The sequence below is a fragment of the Pseudomonas aylmerensis genome (genome assembly GCF_001702265.1).
GTDB classification, from domain to species: Bacteria; Pseudomonadota; Gammaproteobacteria; order Pseudomonadales; family Pseudomonadaceae; genus Aquipseudomonas; species Aquipseudomonas aylmerensis.
This window is the reverse complement of the sequence record NZ_MAUE01000004.1, coordinates 1-15,429: the sequence shown is the minus strand read 5'-3', so window position 1 is coordinate 15,429 and position 15,429 is coordinate 1. Positions and strand designations below refer to the sequence as shown.

The following is a 15,429-nucleotide window of genomic DNA, read 5'->3' as shown; positions in this document are numbered from 1 at the left end:
AGGCAGTGCATCTGGACCAGACAAACTGCTATAGCCGGCAAGCCAGCCCCCACCGTTCAATTGTGTTGATCCAGAGAGTAACGATGACTTCACTCACCCTCGCCCAGCTTGGCTGGACCCCACCGGGTCACGACCGCTGCCATCACCGGTTCCAACTGCGTGACGCCAGCCTGCAGGTCGGTGCGGGGGAATTTGTCGGGCTGATCGGGCCCAACGGCAGCGGCAAGACCAGCCTGTTGCGCTGCGCCTACCGGTTCACCCAACCGGAACACGGTGAAGTGCGGCTCGACCATCGGAACGTGTGGAAGCAAAGCGCCAAGTGGTGCGCGCAACGTATTGCCGTGGTGTTGCAGGAGTTTCCGGATGCCTTCGGCCTGCGCGTGGATGAAGTGGTCGCCATGGGCCGCACACCCCACAAGGGTTTGTTTGACAGCGACACGCCACAGGACCAGCAACTGGTGCAACAGGCGCTGGCGTCGGTGGGCATGCAGGGCTTTGACGACCACGCGTTCGGCACGCTGTCGGGCGGTGAAAAACAGCGCGTCATCCTGGCCCGTGCACTGGCCCAGCAACCGCAACTGTTGATCCTCGACGAGCCGACCAACCACCTCGACCCGCGCTACCAGCTTGAGCTTTTAAGGCTGGTCAAACGCCTGAACATCGGCACCCTGGCCAGCATCCACGACCTGAACCTGGCCGCCGCCTTTTGCGACCGCCTCTATGTGATCGACCACGGGCGCATCGTCGCCAGTGGCACGCCCCACCAAGTACTCACCGCCGAGTTGCTGCGCGACGTGTTCGGCGTCGAGGCGCTGATCGACACCCATCCCTTGTCCGGCTACCCCCGAATCACCTGGATAACTCAACCATGATCCTGCGCTCCCTGCTGTCTCTCGCCCTGCTGCTCGGCACGGCTCAAGCGTTCGCCGAAGCGACCCATTACCCGGTGACCATCAAGAGTTGCAACCGCGACGTGACCTTCCAGGAAGCGCCGCAGCATGCGGTGAGCCACGATATCAACATGACCCAGATGATGCTCGCCCTGGGCCTCAAGCCACGCATGGCCGGCTACAGCGGTGTGACAGGATGGAAGTCGGTCAGCGCGCAAATGGCCCAGACCCTCGATGGCCTGCCGGAGCTGGCTAGCAAGTATCCCTCGGTGGAAACCCTGCTCAACGCCAATGTGGATTTCTTCTTCGCCGGCTGGGACTACGGCATGCGCGTGGGCGGCGACCTCACGCCGCAAACCCTGCAACCCTTGGGCATCAACGTGTATGAGCTGACCGAGTCGTGCGCTTTTGTCATGAAGCGCCCGGCCGCGACCCTGGACGACACCTACAATGACCTGCGCAACCTGGGCAAGATCTTCGACGTGCAGGACCGCGCCAACGCCCTGATCGCCCAGATGCAGGCGCAGGTCGCCGAGGTGCGCAAGGACCTGCCCGCCGACACACCCCGCGTGTTCCTCTATGACAGCGGTGAAGACCGCGCCATGACCTCCGGCCGCCTGGGCATGCCCCAGGCACTGATCGAGGCTGCCGGCGGGCGCAATATCCTCGACGACGTCGACGCCAGCTGGACGCGCATCAACTGGGAGACCGTGGTCGAGCGCAACCCGCAGGTCATCGTGATCGTCGACTACAGCGAAGTCAGCGCCGACCAGAAGCAGGCCTTCCTGCTCAATAACCCGGCACTGCAGGCGGTGGATGCGATCAAGAACCAGCGTTTTATCGTGATCCCTTACGTGCAGGCCACGCCCGGCATCGATAACGTGCTGGCTGTCGAAACCCTGGCCAAGGGGTTCCACGGCGAATGATCACCCGTCGCTACGCCTTGCTGCTCGCCGCCCTCGGGGCGGTGTTGCTGGTGTCCTGCGTGCTCTCCCTGGGTTTTGGCCCGGCGCGGGTGCCGGTGGACGTGGTGTGGCGCGTCTTGTTGTACAAGGCCTTCGGACTCGGCGAGGTCAACTGGCCGGTCGGGCAGGAGCACATCGTCTGGCTTATCCGAGTGCCGCGCATGTTGCTCGGGGCGCTGGTGGGCGCCGGCCTGGCGTTGATCGGCGCGGTATTGCAGGCCGTCACCCGCAACCCGCTGGCGGATCCGCACCTGCTGGGCGTCACCTCCGGCGCCACGCTCGGCGCGGTGATCGTGGTGCTGCATGTCGGCGAAATCATCGGCCTGCTGACCTTGCCCATCGCCGCGTTTATCGGTGCGTTGGTGAGCATGCTGGTGGTGCTGGCCGTGGCCAGTCGCAATGGCCGGCTGGAGAGTGATCGCCTGTTGCTGTGCGGTGTGGCGGTGTCGTTCGTGATGATGGCGACGGCCAACCTGCTGCTGTTCATGGGCGACCATCGCGCCGCGTCGGCGGTGATGTTCTGGATGCTCGGCGGCCTCGGCCTGGCGCGTTGGGAACTGCTGATGGTGCCTGCCGCCGTGGTGGTGCTGGGGCTGATGCTGCTGGTGGGCATGGCACGGCCGCTGAATGCGCTGATGGCCGGCGAACAGACCGCCGTGACCCTTGGCCTGAACGCCCGCAACGTGCGCCTGCGGGTATTCCTGATCGCCTCATTGATGACCGGCGTGCTGGTGTCGGTGAGCGGCTCCATCGGTTTTGTCGGACTGATGGTGCCGCACATCGCCCGGCGCCTGGTAGGCGCCGAGCACCGCCGGTTGCTGCCGGTCTGCGCGTTGCTGGGCAGCTTGTTCCTGGTGTGGGTGGATGTGGCCGCGCGCACCCTGATCGCCCCGCAAGACCTGCCGATCGGCATTGCCACGGCGGCGATCGGCGGGCTGTTCTTTATAGGCCTGATGCGCAAGCGCTAGGGCTCAAGACGCAGCCCTGTCGCGACAGCGGCCTGCAACTCATCGCGGTCAGCCTCAAGAGGGGCGCCGCTTGGTTATCAAGGCGCCTTTGCCTCCCGGCACTCTTTAGGCGCATCACCTGCACCGCCACCGCCTGGTCGCTCGTTTTTGGTGCGCACAACACTCCAGCTGCAGGTATGCCCCCGCAAAACCGGGCAGTGCGTCATCGGGCACAGCCTTTGCTAGTACCGTTTTAACGTTCATATCTGGCCCTCAGAAAAAATCCAACGTTTACGGAGATCGCACCATGAAGCGTCGCAGCTTGATCAAGGCTTTCACCCTGTCGGCATCCATTGCCGCCATGGGCCTGACCTGGACCGTGCAGGCCGCCGAGACCATCAAGGTCGGCATCCTGCATTCGCTGTCCGGGACCATGGCCATCTCCGAAACGTCGCTCAAGGACATGGCGCTGATGACCATCGACGAGATCAACGCCAAGGGCGGGGTGAATGGCAAGATGCTCGAGCCAGTGGTCGTCGACCCCGCCTCCAACTGGCCGCTGTTCGCCGAGAAAGGCCGCCAGTTGCTGACCCAGGACAAGGTCGCCGTGGTGTTCGGCTGCTGGACCTCGGTGTCGCGTAAATCGGTGTTGCCGGTGTTCGAAGAGCTCAATGGCCTGCTGTTCTACCCGGTGCAATACGAGGGTGAGGAGATGTCGCCCAACGTGTTCTACACCGGTGCAGCGCCGAACCAGCAAGCGATCCCGGCGGTGGAATACCTGATGAGCGAAGAAGGCGGCAGCGCCAAGCGTTTCTTCCTGCTCGGCACCGACTACGTGTACCCACGCACCACCAACAAGATCCTGCGCTCGTTCCTGCATTCCAAAGGTGTAGCGGACAAAGACATCGAAGAGGTCTACACCCCGTTCGGCCACGCCGACTACCAGACCATCGTCGCCAACATCAAGAAGTTCTCCGCCGGCGGCAAGACGGCGGTGATCTCCACCGTGAATGGCGACTCCAACGTGCCGTTCTACAAAGAGCTGGCCAACCAGGGCCTGAAGGCCACCGACGTACCGGTGGTGGCGTTCTCGGTGGGTGAAGAAGAGCTGCGCGGCATCGACACCAAGCCGCTGGTGGGCAACCTCGCGGCCTGGAACTACTTCCAGTCGGTGGAGAACCCGGTGAACACCAAATTCGTCGCCGACTGGAAGGCCTACGCCAAGAAACACAACCTGCCGGGCGCGGACAAAGCCGTGACCAACGACCCGATGGAAGCCACCTACGTGGGCATCCATATGTGGGCGCAGGCCGTCGAGAAAGCCAAGTCCACCGATGTCGACAAAGTGCGTGAAGCGCTGGCCGGCCAGACCTTCGCCGCGCCGTCGGGCTTCACCCTGACCATGGACAAGACCAATCACCACCTGCACAAGCCAGTAATGATCGGCGAGATCCAGGCGGACGGGCAATTCTCGGTGGTCTGGCAGACCCAGGAGCCGATCCGCGCGCAACCGTGGAGCCCGTACATTCCTGGCAATGACAAAAAGCCGGATTACGCCGTCAAGAGCAACTAAGCCCGACTCGGTCTAAATGTGGGAGCGGGCTTGCTCGCGAAAGTGCTGGATCAGCTCCGGATGCGTCGACTGACACAGCGCATTCGCGAGCAAGCCCGCTCCCACACTGTCCGCGCATGATCAGGACATTTTGGTATGCCCACTGCCCTTTACCGCTTCATCCTCGCCGCCCTGCTGTTGCTGCCGCTGGCCGCACACGCAGGCGATGCCGAAGACTTCCTGGCCGCCAACCCGACCCAGCAAGCCAAGCTGCTGCAGGACTGGGCTGCCCAGCCAAATCCAGCCCGCATTGAACTGGTCGACGCCCTGCAACAAGGCCAACTCACGGTCAACGGTGAAACCAGGACCGTACGCCTGAACAACCGCCTGCGCGGTTTGATCGACAACGTGCAAGCCAGCCAGCAACTGCTCGCCGCCGACCCCAAGGTGCGCCTGGCCGCAGCACAAACCCTGCAAAAAACCGCTGTGCCTGCGCAGCTCAAATTCCTCGACCAGCAAGTCGCCGCCGAGACCAACGAGGACGTGCACACCGCCCTCAGCCTGGCACTGGCCAACCTGCAACTGGTCGACACCGACCCGCTGGTGCGCCTCGCTGCGGTGCGTCTGCTCGGCAGCACCGGCGATCCGCTGGCGCGCACCCGTCTCGAAGCACTGCTGGCGCCGGGCGTGGAAACCGACGCCGCCGTGCACACCGCTGCCGAAACCAGCCTGGCCCAGGTCAAACGCAAACTGATGCTCGGCGAGATCCTCGGCCAGGCCTTCAGCGGCATGTCCCTGGGGTCGATCCTGCTCCTCGCGGCCCTGGGCCTGGCGATCACGTTCGGCCTGCTCGGTGTGATCAACATGGCCCACGGCGAGATGCTGATGCTCGGCGCCTACTCGACCTATGTGGTGCAGTTACTGATGCAGCGCTACGTGCCCGCGGCCATCGAGTTCTACCCGTTGATCGCCTTGCCGGTGGCGTTCTTCGTCACCGCCGCGATCGGCATGGCGCTGGAGCGTACGGTGATTCGCCATCTGTACGGCCGGCCGCTGGAAACCCTGCTGGCCACCTGGGGCATCAGCCTGATGCTGATCCAGTTGGTGCGCCTGGTGTTTGGCGCGCAGAACGTCGAAGTCTCCAATCCCGCGTGGCTGTCCGGCGGGATCCAGGTGCTGCCCAACCTGGTGCTGCCGTACAACCGCATCGTGATCATCGCCTTCGCGCTGTTTGTGGTGGTGCTGACCTGGCTGCTGCTGAACAAGACGCGCCTGGGCCTCAACGTGCGCGCCGTCACCCAGAACCGCAACATGGCTGCCTGCTGTGGCGTGCCCACCGGGCGCGTGGACATGCTCGCGTTTGGCCTTGGCTCCGGCATCGCCGGCCTGGGCGGCGTGGCGCTGAGCCAGATCGGCAACGTCGGCCCGGACCTGGGCCAGAGCTACATCATCGACTCGTTCCTGGTGGTGGTGCTCGGCGGTGTCGGCCAGTTGGCCGGTAGCGTGATGGCGGCCTTCGGCCTGGGGATCGCCAACAAAATTCTCGAACCGCAGATCGGTGCCGTGCTCGGCAAGATCCTGATCCTCGCGCTGATCATTCTGTTTATCCAGAAACGCCCGCAGGGACTCTTCGCACTGAAAGGACGGGTGATCGACTGATGAACCAGCCATTGATGCTCACGGCCACGCAAAAGGCCGGCCCCACCGTCACGATTGCAGTGGGCGCGTTGATCCTTGTGGTACTGCTCGCGCTGCCGCTGCTGTCGTTGTTGCCGCCGGACAGTGCGCTGCATGTGTCCGCCTACACCCTGACACTGGTCGGCAAGATCCTCTGCTACGCCATCGTCGCGCTCGCGCTGGACCTGGTGTGGGGCTACGCGGGAATGCTGTCGCTCGGCCACGGCCTGTTCTTCGCCCTCGGCGGTTATGCGATGGGCATGTACCTGATGCGCCAGGCCAGCGGCGATGAGTTGCCGGCGTTCATGACCTTCCTGTCGTGGACCGAACTGCCCTGGTATTGGGTTGGCACCGAGCACTTCCTGTGGGCCCTGTGCCTGGTGGTACTCGCGCCGGGCGTGCTGGCGCTGGTGTTCGGTTTCTTCGCCTTCCGCTCGCGGATCAAAGGTGTGTATTTCTCGATCATGACCCAGGCCCTGACCTTCGCCGGGATGCTGTTGTTCTTTCGCAACGAGACGGGCTTTGGCGGCAACAACGGCTTCACCAATTTTCGCAGCATTCTCGGTTTCGGCATCACCGAACCGGGCACGCGCGCGGTGTTGTTCGTGGCCACGGTCCTGCTGCTGGTGGCGAGCCTGTTCATCGGCTGGCGGCTGGCACGCAGCAAGTTCGGCCGGGTACTGACCGCCCTGCGTGACGCCGAGAACCGCCTGATGTTCTGCGGCTACGACCCGCGCGGCTTCAAGCTGTTCGTATGGGTGCTGAGCGCGGTGCTGTGTGGTTTGGCCGGGGCGTTGTATGTGCCGCAAGTGGGCATCATCAACCCCAGCGAAATGTCGCCGACCAACTCCATCGAAGCCGCCGTGTGGGTGGCCCTGGGCGGGCGCGGCACGCTGATCGGGCCGTTGCTCGGCGCCGGCGTGGTCAATGGCATGAAGAGCTGGTTCACCGTGGCCTTCCCGGAATACTGGCTGTTCTTCCTCGGCGCGCTGTTCATCATCGTCACCCTGTACCTGCCCAAGGGCGTGATCGGGCTGCTGAAAAAATGAGGAACGTCATGCTCGAACCTATTCTCGATGCGGGCAGCGGCCGCGATGCCATCGGCCTTGGCCAGGCCGCCGGCACCGGCCTGAACACCCGCCACGGCACGATCCTGACCCTGGAAGACATCAGCGTCAGCTTCGACGGTTTCAAGGCCCTCAACGCCTTGAACCTGTACATCGGTGTCGGTGAATTGCGCTGCATCATCGGCCCCAACGGCGCCGGCAAGACCACGCTGATGGACGTGATCACCGGCAAGACCCGTCCCAGCCACGGCAAGGCCTGGTTCGGCGAGACCCTGGACTTGACCAGCATGAGCGAAGTGCAGATTGCCCAGGCCGGCATTGGCCGCAAGTTCCAGAAACCCACGGTGTTCGAAGCCCTCAGCGTGTTTGAAAATCTCGAGCTGGCGCAGAAGACCGACAAGTCGGTATGGGCCAGCCTGCGCGCGCGCCTGAGTGGCGAGCAGAAAGACCGTATCGATGAAGTGCTCGACACTATTCGCCTGACCGCGTCACTGGATCGCCCGGCGGGATTGCTGTCCCACGGGCAAAAGCAGTTCCTGGAAATCGGCATGCTGCTGATGCAGGACCCGCAGCTGTTGCTGCTCGACGAACCGGTGGCGGGTATGACCGACGCCGAAACTGAATTCACCGCCGAACTGTTCAAACGCCTGGCGGGCAAGCACTCGTTGATGGTGGTGGAGCACGACATGGGCTTCGTCGGTTCGATTGCCGACCACGTGACCGTGTTGCACCAGGGCAGCGTGCTGGCGGAAGGATCGCTGGAACAAGTGCAGGAAAATGAACGGGTGATCGAGGTGTACCTGGGCCGCTGAAAAATCGGCGGCAGTCACACTGTTGTGGTGAGCAGGCTTGCCCTGCGTTGGGTTGCGAAGCGGCCCCAATAAGAGCGCCGCGTTACGCCAGGCACACCGCGTTGTCTGGTTTTAGGGCTGCTGCGCAGCCCAACGCAGGGCAAGCCTGCTCACCACAGAAGCCAGGTACCTGAGCGCCAGTCACCTGCACGTCAGGCAGCTGCACGATTTGGGGAGATTTTGAACATGCTGCACGTCGACAAGCTGCACCCGTACTCCGGCGGTATGCACACCAACACTTTTGTGGTGAGCAGGCTTGCCCTGCGTTGGGCTGCGAAGCGGCCCCAATAAGAGCGCCGCGTTACGCCAGGTACACCGCGTTGTCTGGTTTTAGGGCTGCTGCGCAGCCCAACGCAGGGCAAGCCTGCTCACCACAGAAGCCAGGCTCCTGCATGCCAGGCACCTGCACGATTTGAGGAGTTTTGAACATGCTGCAAGTCGACAAGCTGCATCAGTATTACGGCGGTAGCCACATCCTGCGCGGTCTCTCCTTTGATGTGAAGATCGGCGAGGTCACCTGCCTGCTCGGCCGTAACGGCGTGGGCAAGACCACTTTGCTCAAATGCTTGATGGGCCTGCTGCCGGCCAAGGAGGGCGCGGTGAATTGGGAAGGCAAACCCATCACCGGGTTCAAGCCGCACCAGCGCGTGCACGCCGGGATCGCCTACGTGCCGCAGGGTCGGGAGATTTTCGGGCGGCTGACGGTGGAAGAAAACCTGCTGATGGGTTTGTCGCGGTTTCCCGGTGCCGAGGCCAAGGAAGTACCGGCCTTTATCTACGAACTGTTCCCGGTGTTGCTGCAAATGAAGCACCGGCGCGGCGGTGACCTGTCCGGCGGCCAGCAGCAACAGTTGGCGATTGGCCGCGCCCTGGCCAGCCGTCCGCGCCTGCTGATCCTCGATGAACCCACCGAAGGCATCCAGCCATCGGTGATCAAGGAGATCGGCGCAGTGATCAAGAAACTTGCCGCACGCGGCGACATGGCCATCCTGCTGGTGGAGCAGTTCTACGACTTCGCCGCCGAGCTGGCCGACCAGTACCTGGTGATGTCGCGGGGTGAAATCGTCCAGCAGGGCCGTGGCGAAAATATGGAGCGTGAAGGTGTACGCGGCCTGGTTACCATCTAATCTGTAGCGTCCTGATGATAAGCACTCAACCATGAACCTGCCCGTCTCCCCCGCCCTGTTCACCCCCAGCTGGCACGCCGAGCTGGAACTCGGCTACGCACGTTTCGGCGACACCACGCGCCCGGTAATGCGCCGCCACCTCGGCCCGCTGCGAGTGCAGAAGCACCTGTATGCCGAAGGGCCCGAGGTGTGCCAGCACATCATCGTGCACCCGCCCGGCGGAATTGCCGGTGGTGATCGCCTGGACATCAGCGCGCATGTCGGCACAGGCGCCTGGGCCCAATTGACCAGCCCCGGCGCGGCCAAGTGGTACCGCGCCAGCGGCCCGGCGTTTCAGCAACTGGACTTGATCGTGGAAGCCGGCGCGACCCTGGAGTGGCTGCCCCAGGAAACCATCGTGTTCAGCGCCGCCCAGGCCGAGCTCACCACGCGCATCCAGCTGCACGGCGATGCGCGGCTGTTCTACTGGGACGTCATTGCCCTCGGTCGCCCGGCCAGTGGTGAGCGTTTCGACCTCGGCCACTTCCAATCGCACCTGGATATCCGCCGCGACGGCCAGTTGCTCTGGCATGAGCGCCAGCGCATTGTGGGCGCCGACGGTTTGCTCGACTCGCCCATCGGCCTCGACGGCCAACCGGTGTTCGCCACGCTGTTGCTGACCGCCGAGATCGAACCGCAATTACTCGAACAGTGCCGCGCCCTGCCCCACGCCGTGCGCGGCGACCTGACCCAACTGCCCGGTTTGCTGGTCGCCCGCTGCCTGGCCAGTGAAGCGCTGTTGGCGCGGGGCTGGTTGATTGATTTATGGAAACTGTTACGCCCGGCGGTGCTGGGCCGTGAAGCCGTTTCACCGAGAATCTGGAGCACATGAAGATTCGCACTGCAGGAGCCGGCTTGCCGGCGATCGCGGTGACTCAGTCACGAGGGTTTCGCCTGATAGTCCGCCATCGCTGGCAAGCCAGCGTCCACAGGGATCTACGGTGTTTTTATGAATGACGTTTTGAAGGACCTTGAACCATGGATCTGACCCCACGGGAAAAAGACAAGCTGCTGATCTTTACCGCCGGCCTGGTGGCCGAGCGCCGCCTGGCGCGCGGGGTGAAGCTCAACTACCCGGAAACCATCGCGTATATTTCCGCCGCCCTGATGGAAGGCGCCCGCGATGGCCGCACCGTGGCCGACCTGATGCACTACGGCACCACCCTGCTGAGCCGTGAGCAAGTGATGGAAGGCATCCCGGAAATGATCCCGGATATCCAGGTGGAAGCCACGTTCCCGGACGGCACCAAGCTGGTCACCGTCCACCAACCGATTGCTTGAGGGACCGAGCATGTCCATCTCCCTGCGTGACGCCGTGCACGCCGATCTGCCGGCGATTCGCGATATCTACAACGACGCGGTGCTCAACACCACGGCGATCTGGAACGAACAACCGGTGGACCTCGGCAACCGCCAGGCCTGGTTCAGTTCGCGCCAGGCCCAGGCCTATCCGATCCTGGTCGCGGTGGAAAATGATGAAGTGATCGGCTACGCCTCGTTCGGCGACTGGCGTCCCTTCGAAGGCTTTCGCTACAGCGTCGAACACTCGGTGTATGTGCGCAATGACCAGCGCGGCAAAGGCCTTGGCCCCCTGCTGATGCAAGCCCTGATCGAACGCGCGCGCGCCTGTGGCAAACACGTGATGGTCGCCGCCATCGAAAGCGGCAACCAGGCCTCGATCCGCCTGCATGAACGCCTGGGCTTCATCACCACCGGGCAGATGCCCCAGGTGGGCATCAAGTTCGGCCGCTGGCTGGACCTGACCTTTATGCAACTGACATTGAACCCGGGCGCGCAACCGCCCAAGGAGTGAGATCGATGAGCGCGACCCAACTGCGTCGAGTCAATGCTGAAAGTTTTGCCCACTACCGCCAGGGCTTGGTGGAGCTGTTGCTCGACGCGGTCAAGCACGGCGCGTCGGTGGGTTTCATGGCCGACTTCGATGAAGCCCAGGCCCGCGACTATTTGCAAGGCGTGCGCGCCAGCATCGAAGACGCCAGCCTGCTGCTGTGGGTGGTGGTGCGCGACGAACAGGTGATCGCCAGCGTGCAATTGGCGCTGTGCCTGAAAGCCAACGGCCTGAACCGCGCCGAGGTGCAAAAACTGCTGGTGCACAGCAGCGCGCGACGCCATGGCCTGGGCCAACAGTTGATGAACACCCTGGAACTCGCCGCGCGCCAGCACAAGCGCGGCCTGTTGTACCTGGACACCGAAGCCGGCTCGGGCGCCGAGGCCTTCTACCAGTCCCTGCGCTACACCAAGATCGGCGAACTGCCCGACTACTGCCAAAGCCCGGACGGGCGCTACACCCCGACCGCCATCTACTTCAAGACCTTGGGGCAACCTGCATGATTCCTGGCGAATATCAGATCCAGCCTGGCGAGATCGAACTCAATGTCGGCCGCCGCACCGTCACCCTGAGCGTGGCCAACAGCGGCGACCGCCCGATCCAGGTGGGTTCGCATTACCACTTTTTCGAGACCAACGACGCACTGACCTTCGACCGCGCATTGAGTCGCGGCATGCGCCTGAATATTCCAGCGGGCACGGCGGTGCGGTTCGAGCCTGGGCAAAGCCGTGAAATCGAACTGGTCGATTTGAGCGGCGGACGCCGGGTATTTGGTTTTGCCGGGCGGATCATGGGCGACCTCTAGGCGCCATCGCCGGGAAGCCGGCGAAAGCGAGCGCGTGATCCCACATTCACTTAATTCCCAAGGCAATCACATGAAGATTTCCAGACAAGCCTACGCCGACATGTACGGCCCCACCGTCGGCGACAAGGTCCGCCTGGCCGACACCGAGCTGTTCGTCGAAGTGGAGCAGGACTTCACCGTCTACGGCGAAGAAGTGAAATTCGGCGGCGGCAAGGTGATCCGCGATGGCCAGGGCCAGAGCCAACTGCTCGCCCACGAGGTCGTCGATACCCTGATCACCAACGCGCTGATCATTGACCACTGGGGCATCGTCAAGGCCGATGTGGGCCTCAAGAATGGCCGCATCCATGCCATCGGCAAGGCCGGCAACCCGGATATCCAACCCGGTGTGACCATGGCCATCGGCGCCAGCACCGAAGTGATCGCTGGCGAAGGCATGATCCTCACTGCCGGCGGCATCGACTCCCATGTGCATTTCATCTGCCCGCAGCAGATCGAAGAAGCGCTGACCAGCGGCGTCACCACCATGATCGGCGGCGGTACCGGCCCGGCCACCGGCACCAACGCCACCACCTGCACCTCGGGTCCGTGGCACCTGGCGCGCATGCTGCAGGCCAGCGACTCGTTCCCGATGAACATCGGCTTGACCGGCAAGGGCAACGCCAGCCTGCCGGAGCCGCTGATCGAACAGGTCAAGGCCGGCGCCATCGGCTTGAAGCTGCATGAAGACTGGGGCACCACGCCCGCCAGCATCGACAACTGCCTGAGCGTCGCCGACCAGTACGACGTGCAAGTGGCGATCCACAGCGACACCCTCAACGAGTCGGGCTTCGTCGAAACCACCCTGGCCGCGCTGAAGGGCCGCACCATCCACACCTATCACACCGAAGGTGCCGGTGGCGGCCATGCGCCGGACATCATCAAGGCCTGCGGCTTTGCCAACGTGCTGCCCAGTTCCACCAACCCGACGCGGCCGTTCACGCGCAATACCATCGACGAACACCTGGACATGTTGATGGTCTGCCATCACCTGGACCCGAGCATTGCCGAAGACGTGGCCTTCGCCGAAAGCCGCATCCGCCGCGAAACCATCGCCGCCGAAGACATCCTGCACGACCTCGGCGCCTTCTCGATGATCAGCTCCGACAGCCAGGCCATGGGCCGTGTCGGCGAGGTCATCACGCGCACCTGGCAGACCGCCGACAAGATGAAAAAACAGCGCGGCGCCCTGCCCGGCGACGGTCCGGGCAACGATAACTTCCGCGCCAAGCGCTACATCGCCAAATACACCATCAACCCGGCGATCACCCATGGCATCAGCCATATCGTCGGCTCCATCGAAGTCGGCAAATGGGCTGACCTGGTGCTGTGGCGCCCGGCGTTCTTCGGCATCAAGCCGAGCCTGATCCTCAAGGGCGGTGCGATTGCCTCCAGCCTGATGGGCGACGCCAACGCCTCGATCCCGACGCCGCAACCGGTGCACTACCGCCCGATGTTCGCCAGTTTTGGCAGCTCGTTGCACGCCACCAGCCTGACCTTTATCAGCCAGGCAGCGATGGACGCAGGCCTGCCGGAAGCGCTGGGCCTGAAGAAACAGATTGGGGTTGTGAAGGGCTGTCGCGACGTGCAGAAAACCGACCTGATCCACAACGATTACTTGCCGGATATCGAGGTGGACCCGCAGACCTACCAGGTCAAGGCCGATGGGGTGTTGCTGTGGTGCGAGCCGGCGGACGTGTTGCCGATGGCGCAGCGGTATTTCCTGTTCTGACCCCTGAATCGTGCAGGAGCCCGGCTTGCCGGCGATAGCGGTCTCTAGAACGCTTTCGCCGGCAAGCCGGGCTCCTGCAAGGGCGCGTCAGAAATTGGCGCGAGGATCGAAGGCAGCTTTCTGCGCCAACGCCTGCCACAACGCTTTCACCTCGTCATCGCCTGCCGGTGGCATCACCGCCTTGAGCTGCACGTAAAGGAAGCCGCGCTGCCCGGCCTTGTTCAGCAAGCCATGGCCCTTGGCGCGCATGCGCTGGCCGTTCTGGCTGCCGGCCGGCACCTTGAGGTTGATCTTGCCGGTCAGGGTCGGCACCGCCACTTCCGTGCCCAACGCCAATTCCCATGGCGCCAGGGGCAGGTTGATGATCAGGTTCTCGCCATCCACCTCGAACTTGGGGTGTGGCGCAAACTTGATGATCAGGTACAGGTCGCCATTCGGCCCGCCGCCGATGCCCGGTGCGCCCTGGCCCTTGAGGCGGATGCGCTCGCCGTCGGTCACGCCGGCAGGGATCTTCACGTTCAGGCTCTTGGTGGTGTTGCTGACATGCCGGCCCGAGGCGTCGTATTGCGGCACCTGGAAGCTGATCTGCTTGGACTCGGTGGACAGCGTCTCCTCGAGGAACACCGACAGCTGCATCTCCACGTCCTGGCCTTTACGCCCGGCAGGACGGCGCTGGCCGCCTCCGAAGGCATCGCCACGCGAGCCGAAGATCGAACTGAAGAAGTCCGAGAAGTCGCCCGCGTCCTGGCCGCCACCAAAGCCGCCACGGCTCTGCCAGCCCGGTGGCCCCTGGAATGGCTGGCCATGTTGGCCGTATTTGCGCAGTTCGTCGTATTCCGCGCGCTTATCCGCGCTTTTAAGCGCTTCATAGGCTTCGGACGCGTCCTTGAACTTGGCTTCGGCGTCTTTTTCCTTGCTGACATCCGGGTGGTATTTGCGTGCGAGCTTGCGATAGGCGGCCTTGATTTCCTTGTCATCGGCGCTCGGCTCGACACCCAGAATCTTGTAGTAGTCTTTGAAATCCATCGGCGGTTCACCATCCTTAATCGAGATCGCACAGCCCGGGGCACAACGTGCGCTGCATTGCACCTGTTGAGTGCTGTGGCCTGGGGGTGCGTCAAAGTGTTATCGGCGCTGGCCGTATGCACAAGATGTGGGGGCGAAACGCGCACTTTCAAGCACCATTTAACGGATAGTCGGCCTACGCATTCCTTTGCGACTGGCATACACTGCGCGGCCGTTTTTCAACCGGAACCCGATAGACATGAAAAACCCATCCCCAGCCCGTGCCTGCGGCATCGACTTTGGCACGTCCAACTCCACCGTCGGCTGGATCCGCCCCGGCGAGGAGACGCTTATCGCGCTGGAGGACGACAAGATCACGTTGCCGTCGGTGGTGTTCTTCAACTTCGAGGAGCGCCGCCCGGTCTACGGTCGCCTGGCCCTGCACGAGTACCTGGAAAACTACGAAGGCCGGCTGATGCGCTCGCTCAAGAGCCTGCTGGGTTCCAAGCTGATCAAGCACGACACCAGCGTATTGGGCACGGCCATGCCGTTCACCGACCTGCTGGCGCTGTTTATCGGCCAACTCAAGAGCCGTGCCGAAGCCACCGCCGGCCGCGAGTTCGAGGAAGTGGTGCTGGGACGTCCGGTGTTCTTCGTCGATGACGACCCGATGGCCGACCAGGAAGCCGAAAACACTCTGGTGGATGTAGCGCGCAAGATCGGCTTCAAGGACATCTCGTTCCAGTACGAACCGATTGCCGCGGCCTTCGACTACGAGTCGACCATCGAGAAGGAAGAGTTGGTGCTGATCGTCGACATTGGCGGCGGTACCTCCGACTTCTCGCTGGTGCGCCTGTCACCGGACCGCCGTCACAACGACAACC

16 protein-coding genes are annotated in these 15,429 nt (G+C 63.3%); 15 read left to right on the top strand and 1 reads right to left on the bottom strand.

What is annotated here, in order from left to right:
• The first annotated feature begins 83 nt into the window (after positions 1–83).
• From BBG20_RS03375 to ureC, 14 genes are all read left to right on the top strand, one after another.
• Entirely contained in the window at positions 84–872 is a 789-nt protein-coding gene (locus tag BBG20_RS03375) for an ABC transporter ATP-binding protein (RefSeq protein WP_065900242.1), read from the top strand.
• Entirely contained in the window at positions 869–1,816 is a 948-nt protein-coding gene (locus tag BBG20_RS03370) for an ABC transporter substrate-binding protein (protein ID WP_065900240.1), read from the top strand. Before BBG20_RS03375 ends, BBG20_RS03370 begins: the two co-directional genes overlap by 4 nt.
• Positions 1,813–2,823, top strand: coding sequence for a FecCD family ABC transporter permease (locus tag BBG20_RS03365; RefSeq protein ID WP_065900238.1), 1,011 nt, complete (start codon positions 1,813–1,815; stop codon positions 2,821–2,823). Before BBG20_RS03370 ends, BBG20_RS03365 begins: the two co-directional genes overlap by 4 nt.
• Positions 2,824–3,109: 286 nt before the next feature.
• A complete protein-coding gene (gene urtA, locus BBG20_RS03360; protein WP_065900237.1) occupies positions 3,110–4,375 on the top strand; it encodes an urea ABC transporter substrate-binding protein in 1,266 nt (421 codons plus the stop codon).
• A 135-nt stretch (positions 4,376–4,510) separates the two neighbouring features.
• The gene (gene urtB, locus BBG20_RS03355; RefSeq protein ID WP_065900236.1) at positions 4,511–6,013 is read left to right on the top strand and encodes an urea ABC transporter permease subunit UrtB; all 1,503 of its coding nucleotides are present in this window, start codon (positions 4,511–4,513) and stop codon (positions 6,011–6,013) included.
• Positions 6,013–7,080 (top strand): urea ABC transporter permease subunit UrtC, encoded by a 1,068-nt coding sequence (gene urtC, locus BBG20_RS03350; RefSeq protein WP_065900235.1) that lies wholly within the window; start codon positions 6,013–6,015, stop codon positions 7,078–7,080. The genes urtB and urtC overlap by 1 nt, the downstream gene beginning before the upstream one ends.
• On the top strand, positions 7,077–7,910 hold the full coding sequence (gene urtD, locus BBG20_RS03345; RefSeq protein WP_162946058.1) for an urea ABC transporter ATP-binding protein UrtD: 834 nt from the start codon (positions 7,077–7,079) through the stop codon (positions 7,908–7,910). Before urtC ends, urtD begins: the two co-directional genes overlap by 4 nt.
• 467 nt (positions 7,911–8,377) lie before the next feature.
• Positions 8,378–9,076, top strand: a complete 699-nt coding sequence (gene urtE, locus BBG20_RS03340; protein ID WP_065900233.1) for an urea ABC transporter ATP-binding subunit UrtE — start codon at positions 8,378–8,380, stop codon at positions 9,074–9,076.
• 31 nt (positions 9,077–9,107) lie between these two features.
• Positions 9,108–9,947 (top strand): urease accessory protein UreD, encoded by an 840-nt coding sequence (locus tag BBG20_RS03335; protein ID WP_065900232.1) that lies wholly within the window; start codon positions 9,108–9,110, stop codon positions 9,945–9,947.
• Between the two features lie 146 nt (positions 9,948–10,093).
• Positions 10,094–10,396: an urease subunit gamma gene (gene ureA / locus BBG20_RS03330; RefSeq protein ID WP_003171437.1), complete on the top strand. Its 303-nt coding sequence runs from the start codon at positions 10,094–10,096 to the stop codon at positions 10,394–10,396.
• 10 nt (positions 10,397–10,406) lie between these two features.
• Positions 10,407–10,928, top strand: a complete 522-nt coding sequence (locus BBG20_RS03325; protein WP_065900222.1) for a GNAT family N-acetyltransferase — start codon at positions 10,407–10,409, stop codon at positions 10,926–10,928.
• A 5-nt stretch (positions 10,929–10,933) separates the two neighbouring features.
• Positions 10,934–11,467, top strand: a complete 534-nt coding sequence (locus tag BBG20_RS03320) for a GNAT family N-acetyltransferase (protein ID WP_065900219.1) — start codon at positions 10,934–10,936, stop codon at positions 11,465–11,467.
• Positions 11,464–11,769 carry an urease subunit beta gene (locus BBG20_RS03315; protein ID WP_065900216.1) on the top strand — a complete coding sequence of 102 codons (306 nt, stop codon included), beginning with the start codon at positions 11,464–11,466 and terminating at the stop codon, positions 11,767–11,769. Before BBG20_RS03320 ends, BBG20_RS03315 begins: the two co-directional genes overlap by 4 nt.
• Before the next feature lie 70 nt (positions 11,770–11,839).
• A complete protein-coding gene (gene ureC, locus BBG20_RS03310; RefSeq protein ID WP_065900213.1) occupies positions 11,840–13,540 on the top strand; it encodes an urease subunit alpha in 1,701 nt (566 codons plus the stop codon).
• 87 nt (positions 13,541–13,627) lie between these two features.
• Here the strand turns inward: ureC and BBG20_RS03305 are convergent, their stop codons facing one another.
• Positions 13,628–14,566 carry a DnaJ C-terminal domain-containing protein gene (locus BBG20_RS03305; RefSeq protein WP_065900211.1) on the bottom strand — a complete coding sequence of 313 codons (939 nt, stop codon included), beginning with the start codon at positions 14,564–14,566 and terminating at the stop codon, positions 13,628–13,630.
• Positions 14,567–14,804: 238 nt separating this feature from the next.
• Here BBG20_RS03305 and BBG20_RS03300 point away from each other — a divergent pair.
• Positions 14,805–15,429: Hsp70 family protein (locus tag BBG20_RS03300; RefSeq protein ID WP_146168118.1), on the top strand; the 625-nt coding region annotated here is incomplete at its 3' end.

What these genes read in the sequence shown, in the direction of transcription:
- BBG20_RS03365 (WP_065900238.1), top strand. Translation starts at nt 1,813, where the DNA reads ATGATCACCCGTCGCTACGCCTTGCTGCTCGCCGCCCTCGGGGCGGTG.
- ureA (WP_003171437.1), top strand. Translation starts at nt 10,094, where the DNA reads ATGGATCTGACCCCACGGGAAAAAGACAAGCTGCTGATCTTTACCGCC.
- BBG20_RS03370 (WP_065900240.1), top strand. Translation starts at nt 869, where the DNA reads ATGATCCTGCGCTCCCTGCTGTCTCTCGCCCTGCTGCTCGGCACGGCT.
- ureC (WP_065900213.1), top strand. Translation starts at nt 11,840, where the DNA reads ATGAAGATTTCCAGACAAGCCTACGCCGACATGTACGGCCCCACCGTC.
- BBG20_RS03325 (WP_065900222.1), top strand. Translation starts at nt 10,407, where the DNA reads ATGTCCATCTCCCTGCGTGACGCCGTGCACGCCGATCTGCCGGCGATT.
- urtA (WP_065900237.1), top strand. Translation starts at nt 3,110, where the DNA reads ATGAAGCGTCGCAGCTTGATCAAGGCTTTCACCCTGTCGGCATCCATT.
- BBG20_RS03375 (WP_065900242.1), top strand. Translation starts at nt 84, where the DNA reads ATGACTTCACTCACCCTCGCCCAGCTTGGCTGGACCCCACCGGGTCAC.
- BBG20_RS03305 (WP_065900211.1), bottom strand. Translation starts at nt 14,566, where the DNA reads ATGGATTTCAAAGACTACTACAAGATTCTGGGTGTCGAGCCGAGCGCC.
- urtB (WP_065900236.1), top strand. Translation starts at nt 4,511, where the DNA reads ATGCCCACTGCCCTTTACCGCTTCATCCTCGCCGCCCTGCTGTTGCTG.
- BBG20_RS03315 (WP_065900216.1), top strand. Translation starts at nt 11,464, where the DNA reads ATGATTCCTGGCGAATATCAGATCCAGCCTGGCGAGATCGAACTCAAT.
- BBG20_RS03335 (WP_065900232.1), top strand. Translation starts at nt 9,108, where the DNA reads ATGAACCTGCCCGTCTCCCCCGCCCTGTTCACCCCCAGCTGGCACGCC.
- urtD (WP_162946058.1), top strand. Translation starts at nt 7,077, where the DNA reads ATGAGGAACGTCATGCTCGAACCTATTCTCGATGCGGGCAGCGGCCGC.
- BBG20_RS03320 (WP_065900219.1), top strand. Translation starts at nt 10,934, where the DNA reads ATGAGCGCGACCCAACTGCGTCGAGTCAATGCTGAAAGTTTTGCCCAC.
- urtC (WP_065900235.1), top strand. Translation starts at nt 6,013, where the DNA reads ATGAACCAGCCATTGATGCTCACGGCCACGCAAAAGGCCGGCCCCACC.
- urtE (WP_065900233.1), top strand. Translation starts at nt 8,378, where the DNA reads ATGCTGCAAGTCGACAAGCTGCATCAGTATTACGGCGGTAGCCACATC.